At 78.4% G+C, this 10,985-nt stretch carries 9 protein-coding genes; 8 read left to right on the plus strand and 1 reads right to left on the minus strand.

Going from position 1 to position 10,985, the window contains the following annotated elements:
* The first annotated feature begins 250 nt into the window (after positions 1-250).
* Together ET526_RS13860 and motA are read left to right on the plus strand one after the other, a co-directional pair.
* Positions 251-1,267: a flagellar motor protein MotB gene (locus ET526_RS13860; protein WP_135468300.1), complete on the plus strand. Its 1,017-nt coding sequence runs from the start codon at positions 251-253 to the stop codon at positions 1,265-1,267.
* On the plus strand, positions 1,264-2,130 hold the full coding sequence (gene motA / locus ET526_RS13865) for a flagellar motor stator protein MotA (RefSeq protein WP_135468301.1): 867 nt from the start codon (positions 1,264-1,266) through the stop codon (positions 2,128-2,130). The genes ET526_RS13860 and motA overlap by 4 nt, the downstream gene beginning before the upstream one ends.
* A 152-nt stretch (positions 2,131-2,282) precedes the next feature.
* Here motA and ET526_RS13870 read toward each other — a convergent pair whose 3' ends face one another.
* Complete coding sequence (locus tag ET526_RS13870; RefSeq protein WP_456305115.1) at positions 2,283-2,744, minus strand: nucleoside deaminase; 462 nt, start codon at positions 2,742-2,744, stop codon at positions 2,283-2,285.
* 56 nt (positions 2,745-2,800) lie between these two features.
* Here ET526_RS13870 and ET526_RS13875 point away from each other — a divergent pair, with 56 nt between their 5' ends.
* The 6 genes from ET526_RS13875 (at position 2,801) to ET526_RS13900 (ending at position 10,759) form a co-directional block, all read left to right on the plus strand.
* On the plus strand, positions 2,801-3,532 hold the full coding sequence (locus ET526_RS13875) for a gamma-glutamyl-gamma-aminobutyrate hydrolase family protein (RefSeq protein ID WP_135468303.1): 732 nt from the start codon (positions 2,801-2,803) through the stop codon (positions 3,530-3,532).
* Between the two features lie 2 nt (positions 3,533-3,534).
* Positions 3,535-4,308, plus strand: coding sequence for a pseudouridine synthase (locus ET526_RS13880; RefSeq protein ID WP_135468304.1), 774 nt, complete (start codon positions 3,535-3,537; stop codon positions 4,306-4,308).
* Positions 4,309-4,363: 55 nt separating this feature from the next.
* Positions 4,364-4,918, plus strand: coding sequence for a 16S rRNA (guanine(966)-N(2))-methyltransferase RsmD (rsmD, locus tag ET526_RS13885; RefSeq protein ID WP_135468305.1), 555 nt, complete (start codon positions 4,364-4,366; stop codon positions 4,916-4,918).
* A complete protein-coding gene (locus ET526_RS13890) occupies positions 4,915-6,066 on the plus strand; it encodes a glycosyltransferase (protein ID WP_158295586.1) in 1,152 nt (383 codons plus the stop codon). Before rsmD ends, ET526_RS13890 begins: the two co-directional genes overlap by 4 nt.
* A 30-nt stretch (positions 6,067-6,096) precedes the next feature.
* On the plus strand, positions 6,097-8,739 hold the full coding sequence (locus ET526_RS13895) for a glycosyltransferase (protein WP_135468307.1): 2,643 nt from the start codon (positions 6,097-6,099) through the stop codon (positions 8,737-8,739).
* 454 nt (positions 8,740-9,193) lie between these two features.
* A complete protein-coding gene (locus ET526_RS13900; RefSeq protein WP_135468308.1) occupies positions 9,194-10,759 on the plus strand; it encodes a DUF6212 domain-containing protein in 1,566 nt (521 codons plus the stop codon).
* Positions 10,760-10,985: the final 226 nt, after the last annotated feature.

Here is a 10,985-nt window from a genome sequence, read left to right on the forward strand (position 1 = left end):
GCGCCCCGTCGTGCCGGCACGCACGGGGTCCTTCAAAGCAAGCGGCGTGCCACGTGGGCGGCGCCGGCCCGGCCGGATTGCGGGACAGGCTAGCACGCCGGCGCGCCGCCGGAACGGGGGCTGGTCGCCGCGCCGGCGACCCTTCCCGCTGCCCAAGCCGGCGGCAGCCTGACCGCTCCGGCGGCGCCCGCGCTTAGCCGAGGCTTAAGGGGTGCCGAGGCATCCTCCCGCCCGACGGGAACCGGAGCCGATGGCAGGCAAAAGCAGGCAGGGCGGGACGACGATCGTCCTGAAGCGGCAGGAGGGCGGCGGGCACGGCCATCACGGCGGCGCCTGGAAGGTCGCCTACGCCGATTTCGTGACGGCCATGATGGCCTTCTTCCTCCTGATGTGGCTCCTGAACGCGACCACGGAGGACCAGCGGCGGGGCATCGCCGACTTCTTCGCGCCGGCGAACATGCTCGGCCAGCGCAGCACCGGCTCCGGCCTGCCCTTCGGGGGGCGGACGCTGAACTCGCAGGGCGGGCTCGCCTCCGATGCCGGCGCCGTCCGGCTGGAGCGCGGGCCGATGCCCGTCGCCCTCGACATCGAGGAGGAGGCGGAGGGGGAGGCGCCGAATCCGGGGCAGGGCCAGGGCCAGATCCCGGGCCCGGGCCAGCCCGCCGCGCATGCGCGGGAGGCGGCGCCGGAGGCCGACGCCGCCGGCCCCGGCGGCGAGGCGCTGCCGCGCCCCGAGGCGCTGCCCGAGGCGGAGCTGCGCGACGAGCTCGAGCGGCGGGAACGCCTGGCCCTCGAGCAGGCGGCCGAGCAGCTCCGTGCCGCGGTGCGCGACGACCCCGCCCTGGCCGAGCTGGCGCGCCAGCTCCTGGTCGAGGTGGTGCCCGAGGGCCTGCGCATCCAGCTTCTCGACGCCGAGCGCCAGCCGATGTTCGCCACCGGCAGCGCCGTGCCGAACGAGCGCGCGCGGGCCCTGCTGCAGAAGGTGGCGCAGATCGCGGCGGCGCTGCCCAACGACCTCGCCATCGCCGGACACACCGACGCCACCCCCTTCCGCGGCGGCGAGCGGAGCAACTGGGAGCTCTCGGCCGACCGCGCCAACGCGGTGCGCCGCCTGCTGGTCGAGACCGGCATCGCCGAGGCGCGCATCCGCACCGTCGCCGGCTACGCGGAGCGCGCGCCCCTGCTGCCCGACCAGCCCTTCGCCGCGGCCAACCGCCGGGTCGCCATCACCCTGCTGCGCGTGCCCGAGGAGGCGGCGGCGCGATGACCACGCTGCTCGGCCTCGGCGTCGTCTTCGCCTGCGTCTTCGGCGGCTACGTGCTGGCGGGCGGCAAGTTCGGCATCATCCTCTACGCCCTGCCCTTCGAGATGCTGATCATCGGCGGCGCCGCCATCGGCACCTTCCTGATGGCCAACAGCATCGGCGGGGTGAAGCACACGCTGGCCGGCTTCGGCAAGATCCTGAAGGGATCGCGCTTCGGCAAGACCGACTACGTGGACATGCTGAGCCTGCTCTACTGGCTCGTGCGCCTGGCGCAGACCAAGGGCGCGATGGCGCTGGAGCCGCACATAGAGCGCCCGGAGGAGAGCGCCGCCTTCGCCAAATTCCCGAAGATCGGCAAGGACCACCATGCGGTGGCGCTGATCTGCGACTATCTCCGCATGGTCGGCATGAACGCCGACGACCCGCACCAGATCGAGGACGTGATGGCGCGGGAGCTGAAGAAGCTGCGCGAGGAGGAGCTGCACCCCTCGCACGCCCTGCAGTCGGTGGCCGACGCGCTGCCCGCGCTCGGCATCGTCGCCGCGGTGCTCGGCGTGATCAAGACCATGGCCTCGATCGACCAGCCGCCGGCGGTGCTCGGCGGCATGATCGGCGGCGCGCTGGTCGGCACCTTCCTCGGCGTGCTGCTGGCCTACGGCATGGTCGGACCCTGCGCGGCGCGGCTCAAGGGCGTGGTGGAGGAGGAAGCGCAGTACTACGAGGTGATCCGCGCCGTGCTGGTCGCGCACCTGCACGGCAACGCGCCGCAGGTGGCGGTCGAGACCGGCCGCAAGATGGCGCCGAGCGACTGCATGCCGAGCTTCCAGGAGCTCGAGAAGGCGCTGCAGGAGCTGCAGATCGGCTGAGTGCCGCTCCCCGGCGGAGCGCGCGGGGCCGGGGGCGGCCGCAAAGCGCGAAGCCGTTCCGGCGCTTCCGTCCCCGCGGGTCAGGACCTGGAGCATCTCCGTTCGCCCCGGCTGCGGCAGATGCCTTCTTGGCATGCGAGCATTTTCCCCATTCAGGGGAGGCCATCTGAACGGGATCCGTTCTGGCGCAGCGCCGCAAAGAAGCCGCGCAGCAGCGCCGCGCACTCGCCCTCGCGCACGCCCCCCACCACCTCCGGCACGTGGTGGCAGGAGGCGGCGGCGAGGACGCGCGCGCCATGCTCCACCCCGCCGCCCTTGGGGTCGTAGGCGCCGAACACCACCCGGCGCACCCGGAACAGGGAGGCCGCCTGGGCGCACATCGGGCAGGGCTCCAGCGTCACCGTCAGGGTGCAGCCGGGGAGCCACTTCTCCCCGAGCGCCGCCGCGGCGGCGCGCAGCGCCAGCATCTCCGCATGCGCCGAGGGGTCGCGCCGCTCCTCCACCCGGTTGCCGTCCCGCGCCAGCACGCGGCCGGCGGCGTCCGTCACCACGGCGCCGACCGGCACCTCCCCGCGCCGGGCGGCGGCGCGCGCCTCCTCCAGCGCCATCTCCATCGGGCTCATGCGGCCCGAGCTTGCCGCCGCCCCGCGCCGGGGTCTAGCAAGCGCCCATGCGCACCCGCCCCGTCATCGGCGTCACCCTCGATTCGGAGGAGCCGGGCGGCTACTCGAAGCTGCCCTGGTACGCCCTCCGCCGGAACTACTTCGACAGCCTGGTCGCCGCCGGGGCGCTGCCGGTGGCGCTGCCGCACCATCCGGAGCTGGCCGAGGCCTATCTCGACGCGGTGGACGGCCTGCTCGTCGCCGGCGGCGCCTTCGACGTGGACCCCGCCCTATGGGGCGAGGAACCCCCCCACCCCACGGTGCGGCTGAAGCCCGGCCGCACCGATTTCGAGTTGGCGGTGACGCGCGGCGCGCTGCGGCGCGACATGCCCGTGCTCGGCATCTGCGGCGGGCAGCAGCTCCTCGCCGTCGCCTTCGGCGGCACGCTGATCCAGCACATCCCGGACGCGGTGCCGGGCGCCCTGGCGCACGAGCAGCCCAACCCGCGCACCGAGCCGGGCCACGAGGTGGCGATCGCCCCCGGCACGCTGCTCGCCCGCATCGTCGGCAAGCCGCGCATGGCGGTGAACAGCGCCCATCACCAGGCCGTCGCCGCCCCCGGCGCGGGGGCGGTGGTGAACGCCACCGCCCCCGACGGGGTGGTAGAGGGCGTGGAGCACCCCGCCTATCGCTTCGCCCTCGGCGTGCAGTGGCACCCAGAATACGCGGTGGACTCCGCCGACATGCGGATCCTCGAGGCCTTCGTGCGCGCCGCCCGGGGCCGGGACGGCGGAGCCTGACCATGGGCGGGGAGGCGCCGGCCGAGCGCGGCGAGCGCATCGCCAAATGGCTCGCCCGCGCCGGAGTGGCCAGCCGCCGCGACGCGGAGCGGCTGATCGCCGAGGGCCGCGTCCGGCTCGACAACCGCGTGGTGGAGACGCCCGCGAGCTTCGTCCGCCCCGGCGACCTGGTGACGGTGGACGGCACGCCGGTCGCGCCGCCCGAGCGCACGCGCCTGTTCCGCTACCACAAGCCCGCCGGCCTCGTGACCACTCACCGCGACCCGGAGGGCCGCCCCACCGTCTTCGAGCGCCTGCCGCCCGGCCTGCCGCGCCTCGTCTCGGTCGGGCGGCTCGACCTCACCTCCGAGGGGCTGCTGCTGCTCACCAACGATGGCGGGCTGGCGCGGCGGCTGGAGCTGCCGGCCAATGGCTGGATCCGCCGCTACCGCGTGCGCGTGCACGGCGCGGTGGACGAGCGGGCGCTCGCCGCCCTCGCCCGCGGCGCGACGGTGGAAGGGGTGCGCTACGGCCCGATCGAGGCCGGGCTCGACTCCCGCCAGGGCAGCAACGCCTGGCTGACGGTGAGCCTGCAGGAGGGGAAGAACCGCGAGATCCGCAGGGTGATGGCGCATCTCGGCCTCGGCGTGACGCGGCTGATCCGCGTCGCCTACGGCCCCTTCCAGCTCGGCCATCTGCCGCGCGGCGCGGTCGAGGAGGTGCCGGCCAAGGTGCTGCGCGAGCAGCTCGGCCTCGACGCCCCGCCGCGGCCGCGCCGCCGCCCGGCGGCGGGATGAGGCGCCGCCGCATGTCCCGGGCATCGGCCCCCGGCCGGGGCGCCGGGGCGGCGCCATGAGGATCATCGCCGGCCGCCACCGCGGCCGCCGCCTGGCCGCCCCGCCCGGCGAGGCCACCCGCCCCACCGCCGACCGCGTGCGCCAGGCGCTGTTCGACATGCTCTGGCACGCCCCCTGGGGCGGGCGCGAGGCGATCGAGGGGGCGCGGGTGCTCGACGCCTTCGCCGGTACCGGCGCGCTGGGGCTGGAGGCGCTGTCGCGCGGCGCCGCCCACGCCACCTTCCTCGAGACCCACCGCGCCGCCCTCGCCGCGCTGCGCGCCAACATCGCCGTCTGCGGCGAGTCGGCGCGCAGCACCGTGCTCGCCGCCGACGCCACCCGCCCGCCCCCCGCTCCCGCGCCCTGCGCCCTGGTGTTCCTCGACCCGCCCTACGGAAAGGGGCTGCTCGCCCGCGCCCTGCCGGCGCTCGCCGCCGCCGGCTGGATCGCCCCGGGCGCGCTGGTCTCGGCCGAGTGCGGCGCCGGCGAGGCGGTGGCGCTGCCCGGCTTTGCTCCGCTCGCCGAGCGCGCGCATGGCGCAGCGCGGCTCGTGATCCTGCGCGCGCCGTGAGCGGGCCGCAGGCCGCTCCCCGCCGCCTGCGCCGCCTCCTGGCGCTGCTGCCCTCCGCCGGGCTCGGCGGGGCGGAGGCGGTGACGGCCACCCTCCTCCGCGCCCTCGCCGCCGAGGGGGTGGCGCTGCACATCGCCATCGAGTCCGCGTGGCGGGAGGGCTTCGCCGCCATGCTCGGCCCCGGCCTCGCCGCCGCGGTGGCCGCCGCCCCCATCGGCTGGCGGGAGGCGGAGGCGCCGGAGCGGAACCTGGAGCGCCAGGCGCTGTTCGCCGCCGCCCGCCTGCGCGCCGCGCGCCCCGACGCCGTGCTGGTCCCGCTGCCCTGGCCGACTCATGGGCTCGGCTTCCTCGCCCCGCTTGCCGCGGCCGGCGTGCCGGCGCTCGCCATCGCCCATCTGGCACCGCGCGAGCCGGAGCCGGAGGCGGCGGCGCTGGCGCGCGCCGCCCCGCGCGGGCGCCTCGCCTGGGCCGCCGTCTCCGCCCCGGTGGCGGAGCGCCTCGCCGCCTGCCTCGGCCTGCCGCCCGGGGTGGTGCGGGTGGTGCCGAACGGCGTGGCGGCGCCGCCCCCGGCGCCCGGCGCGCGGGCGGCGGCGCGGCGGGCCAAGCGGGCGCTGCTCGGCCTGCCGGTGGAGGCGCCGCTCTTCCTCTTCGCCGGGCGGCTGGAGCCGAAGAAGGGCGCCGACCTGCTGCCCGGCCTCGCCGCGGCGCTGGCGGAACGCTGCGGCGCCACCCTTGCCGCCCTCGGCGAGGGGCCGTTGCGCCCGGCGCTGGAGCGGCAGGCCGGCGCGGCGCTCCGCCTGCCCGGCCGGGTGGCGGATGTGGGGGAGTGGCTGTTCGCCGCCGACGCGCTGCTGCTGCCCTCCCGCCTCGAGGGCTGCCCGCTCGTGTTCCTGGAGGCGGCGGCGCGGCGATGCCCGGTGGTGGCGAGCGCGGCAGCGCTGGAAGCCTTCGGCGAGGCCGCCTGGGACCTCGCCGCCATCGCCGCCGAGGGCGCGGTCTCTGCCCTGGCCGACCAGGCCGCCGCCATCCTGGCCGCGCCCGAGGCGGCGCGGCGGCGCGCGGAGGCGGCGTGGCGCCACGCCATGGCCTGGGACGAGCAGGCGATGCTCGGGCAGTATCGCAGCCTGCTGCGCGCGATTCTCGACTGAGAGTCGCGCCCGGAGGGAAAGGGGGGCCGCATGCTGCCATGGATGCCGCCGGAGGAGGGGGCTGCCCGCGCGCCCGCCCCGGCTTCCGCGCGCATGCCGCCGCCGGCCGATCCCGCCCTGGTGGAGATTGCCGTCGTCATCCCCGCCCACCGCCAGCCCGGTCTGCTGCCCGAGGCCCTCGCCTCGGTGCTCGACCAGCGGGGCGCGCCGCCCGCCGCCGCGGTGGTGGTGGACGATGGCTGCCCCTGGCCGGAGACCGCCCGCACCGCCGCCGCCTTCGCCGCCGCGGCGCCGGGGCGGGTCTTCGCGCTGCGGCGGCGCAACGGCGGCCTCTCGGCGGCGCGCAACACCGGCATCGAATTCGCCCTTGCCGCCTTCCCGGCGCTGTCCGCCATCTACCTGCTGGACGCCGACAACCGCCTGCACCCGCCCTTCCTGGCCCGCGCCGCCGCGGCGCTGCGCGCGGCGCCGCCGGAGGTCGGCTGGATCTATCCGGATTTCGACATGTTCGGCACGCCGGCCAGCGGCTCCGGGGGCGGGGCGTGGTCGCTGCTCGCGCACCTCTCCGACAATCTCTGCGAGGCCGGCAGCCTGGTGCGGCGGGAGGTGTTCGCGGCCGGGCTGCGCTTCGACGAGACGCTGCGGGAGGGCTTCGAGGACTGGGACTTCTGGCTGCGGGCCGCCGCGCGGGGCTTCCGCGGCCGCCACCTGCCGCATGCCGGCTTCCGCTACCGCCGCCGCCCCGAGAGCATGCTGGCCGGGGCGGAGCGCCAGCGCGCCGTGCTGCTCGACGCCCTGCGCCGCCGCCACGCCGCCCTGTTCGCGCCGCGCCGCCTGCTGGCGCTGGAGGCGGAGGAGGCGCCGCGCTACGCCCTGTTCGAGGCCGATTCCCCCGCGCCCCGCCTGTTGCTCGATCCGGAGGGGGGGGTGGCGGAGGCGCCGGACCCGGCGGCGGCGCGGGAGGCGCTGCTGGCCGCCGAGGAGGCGCCGGGCGCCTGCTTCTTCCCCGCCATCCTCTGCTTCGCCGACCCCGCCGCGCTCGCCCTGCTCGGCGCGGCGCGGGCGACCCGCGGCCTGTTCTGGCACGCCGAGCGGGCGCTGCGCGCGGCGCCGGCCGTGGCGGTGGAGATCGCCCGCGCCGGGGGGGAGGAGCTTGCCCTCCTCGACCGGCCGGCGGGCGCGCCCCTCGCCGAGGCGCCGCTGCTCTTCGTCACCCGCCGCCTGCTCGCCGAGGCGGCGGCGGACCCGCTGCTCCACCCGCTGGAGCGGCTGGAGGACCTGCCGGGGCTGCGGCGCCTCTCGGTGACGCTGCCGGGCGGCCGGGCGGGGCCGCTGCGCTCCCCGTTGCCGTTCCGGCGGCTGCTGCAGGAGGCGGCGGCGCTGCGGGTGGCGCGCGAGGGCCGCACCGCGATCCGCGCCGGATGGCGCGAGGAGTGGCGCGCCCCGCGCGCGGCGGCGGCGGCGCGCGCCTACGCCGCCTCCGGCCTCGGCACCGTGCTGCCCTGCCGGCCGCGCCCGGGGGCGCGGAGCATCGGCTTCGTGCTGCCCCTCTTCGCCCATGGCGGGGTGGAACGGGTGGTGCAGAACCAGGCGGCGGTGCTGGCCCGCCGCGGCTGGCGCACGCATCTCGTGGTGCTCGGCGCCGCGCAGGCCAGCCTGCCGCGCGCGGCGCGCGCGGCCTTCGAGAGCGTCACCCTGGTCGCCGGCCTCGGCGAGGCCGAGCCGGACTGGCGCCGGCCCTATTTCGGCGCCGACACCGCCGCCTTCGGGGAGAGGGCGGAGGCGGCGGACGCGCTCGGGCTGCTCGCCGGCCTCGACGCCGTGGTGAACACCCACTGCCTCGGCGCCCACGCGCTGATGGGGCGGCTGCGGCGGCTCGGCGTGCGCACCCATGTCGCGCTGCACCTGGTGGAGCGCCAGGGCTGGGGCCAGCCGATCGGCAATCCGCACACCGCGCTCGCCTACGAGCACGCCTATGACGGCGTGCTGGTGATCTCGGAGCGGCTGCGCGACTGGTGCCTCGCCCAGGGCATGCCGCCGGCCAAGCTGCACCTGGTCCGCAACGCCCCGGGCCATGCGACGCCGCCGGCGGCGGTGGCCGCGGCGCTCGCCGCCCGCGCGGCGCGGCGGGGGCGGTTGCGTGCCCTGTTCCTCGGCCGCCTCGACCCGCAGAAGGGGGTGGACCGGCTGGCCGCGATCATCGCCGCCACGCGCGACGTGGTGGAGTGGCGCGTGGTCGGCCGCCCGGTGCTGGGCGAGGCGGTGCCGGAACTCGGCCTCGACCCCGAGCCGCCGGTCGCCGAGCCGGCCGCGCTGGACGCGCTCTACGCCTGGGCGGATGCGGTGGTGCTGCCCTCCCGCTTCGAGGGCGTGCCGCTGGTGGTGCTGGAGGCGCAGCGCATGGGCTGCGCCGTGCTCGCCACCGATGCCGGGGCGGTGGAGGAGATCCTGGCCGACGGCGCGGACGGCATCCTGCTCCGCCAGGACCGGCCGGAGGCCGCGCTCGTCGCCGATTTCGCCGCGCGGCTTCGCGCGCTCGCCGCCGACCGCGCGCCGCTGCTGGACCTCGGCCGCCGCGCCGCCGCGCGCGCCGCCGCCCTGTCCTGGGAGGAGGCGATGCGCGGCTTCCTCGACCACCTCGACCGCACCGTGCCGCCGGAGCCCCGCCGATGACCCCGACGATCCCCGCCGCCGCGCTCGCCGCCGCCGCCACCGGTGCGCCGGCGCTGCTGGTGCTGGAGGGGGTGGCCGACGCCCCCGCCCTCGCCCTGCCCGGCCTCGCGCTGTGGCGGGTGGCGGCGGCGGAGGGCGTGCTGCGGCTGCACCGCCCGGGTGAGGACCCGGTGGCCGCCGCCCTGCCGCTGCCGGCCCTCCCGGCGGGGGTGCTGGCGGTGGTGGCGCCCGGCGCGGAGCAGGCGGCGCCGCTGCTGGCGCTGTGGGAGGCGCCGCCGCCGCTGGTCACGGCCCCCGATGCCGCCGCCGCCCTGCCGGCCCTGGCGCGGCTGCTGGCGGCGGAACTCGCCGGGCGGATGGCCGAGGCGGCGGGGCTGCACCGCGCCCTGGCGGCGCTGCGCGAGGAGGCGGNCCGGCCCTGGCGCGGCTGCTGGCGGCGGAACTCGCCGGGCGGATGGCCGAGGCGGCGGGGCTGCACCGCGCCCTGGCGGCGCTGCGCGAGGAGGCGGAGGAGACGCGCGCCGCCATGGCCGCGCTGGCGCAGGCCGCCGGCCATGCCCCGCCTTCCCCGCCCGTGCCGGTGCTGGAGACGGTCCCGGACGAGGCCGCCGCCATCGCCGCCGCGGGCGGGCGGCTCGCCCTCGGCCAGCGCCTCGGCGTGACGCTGGAGGGGGTGACGGCGCTCGCCCTCCACCTGGCGGAGGCCGCGCTCTCCCCCGGCGCGGCGCTGCGGGTGCGGCTGTGGGGCGCGGAGAGCGGACGGGTGCGCGCCGCCTGGAGGCTGCCGGCGGCGGCGCTGGCGCCGGGCTGGCTCATGCTCGACCTGCCGGCGCCGCTCGGCCCGCTGCGCGAGAGCGCCTGTCTCGACCTCCTGGCCGAAACCGGCGCCGGGGACCGGCTGGCCCTTTCCCTCGAGGACCGCCGGGCGCCGCCCGACCGCGCCGTGGCGGTGGAGGAGGGCGAGGGGCCGGGGCGGGCGCTGGCGCTCCGGCTCTGGACCGCGCCCTTCGGCCGGCGCCTCCTGCTGGTGCCGCACTGGGACTGGGAGGCGGTGGACCTGCCGCTCGGCGTGCCGGCGCGGCTGCCGGAGCCGGTCTGGGCCGCCGCCCAGGTGGCGCGGGGGCGGGGCGGCCTCGCCGCGCTGGGCGAGGGGCCGGCGCGGCCCTGGGCGGCGCTGGAGGCCGGGGAGGAGGCGCTGCTGCGCCTGCCCGCGGTGCCGCTGGCCGGGCTCGACCTGCTGGAGGCGGAGGTCGCGGTGCCGCTCGGCGACGCCGCCGGGGTGGAGGCGGCGCTGTGGCTGCAGCCCGCGGCGGAGCCCGCCCCTGCCGCGCCGGGCGCGCGCTGCTCCGCCTGGCGCGGGGCGGAGGGGGTGCGCGGCGGGCTCTCCCTGGCGCTGCGCCTGCCGGCGGCGGCGCCGGAGACGGCCTGCGTGACGCTGGCGCTCCGCAACCGCGGCCCGACGCCGGCGCGGGTGGAGTGGCGCGACCTGGCCGGGCGGCGCCTCGCCCCGCCGCTGCCGCCCGCCGCGCCGGGCCACCCGGCCGCGGCGCCCCCCGCCGCCGTGGCGGCGCCGGAGGCGGCGCCGGGCCTCGCCGCGGCGCGGCTGCACGAGCACTACGCGATGGAGGGCGGCGGCTACCGCCATCTCGACATCGGGGTGGAGGGGCTGCGCCTCGGCGGGCTGGCCTGGCCGCGCGTGCGCTTCAAGCTCGCTCTCGACGGCGGCGCGCCGCGGCTCGAATTCCGCGCCCGCCCCGACTGGCCGACGATGTTCGAGCGCTGGCCCGGCGAGGCGGCCGATGCGCACGGCCCCTTCTTCCTGCTCACCGAGGCCGATGCCGGCGCCCTCCGCCTTCCGAGCGAGCGGGACCGCCGCCTGCTCTGCGCGCTGCTGCGGCTGCTGCCGGCGGCGGTGGCGACCGCGGCACGCGCCGCCACCGCCGATGCGGCGGAGTACGAGGCATGGGTCGGCGCGGCGCGGCGCCTTTCCGCAGCGCTGGAGCGGACCGCGGACGGCTGATGCCGGGCGCAGAACGTCTTGCGTGGCCGGGCATCGGGGCGCGCAGGGTCGGCGTGGCGGCTGCGCGCCTGCCGCCCATGGGTCGGGACGTCGCCCGGGCGGCATGAGGGATCTGCGGCCGTGGCGGCTCGCGCCTTCGCCCTTCGTGGGGCGGCTGATTCACCGCTCCGGCGGTTCGCCTTGGCGGATCAGGCGCTAGAACCGATTTCTGATATTTAGAATCCGT

It is taken from the genome of Crenalkalicoccus roseus (assembly GCF_004761865.1).
Lineage (GTDB): Bacteria > Pseudomonadota > Alphaproteobacteria > Acetobacterales > Acetobacteraceae > Crenalkalicoccus > Crenalkalicoccus roseus.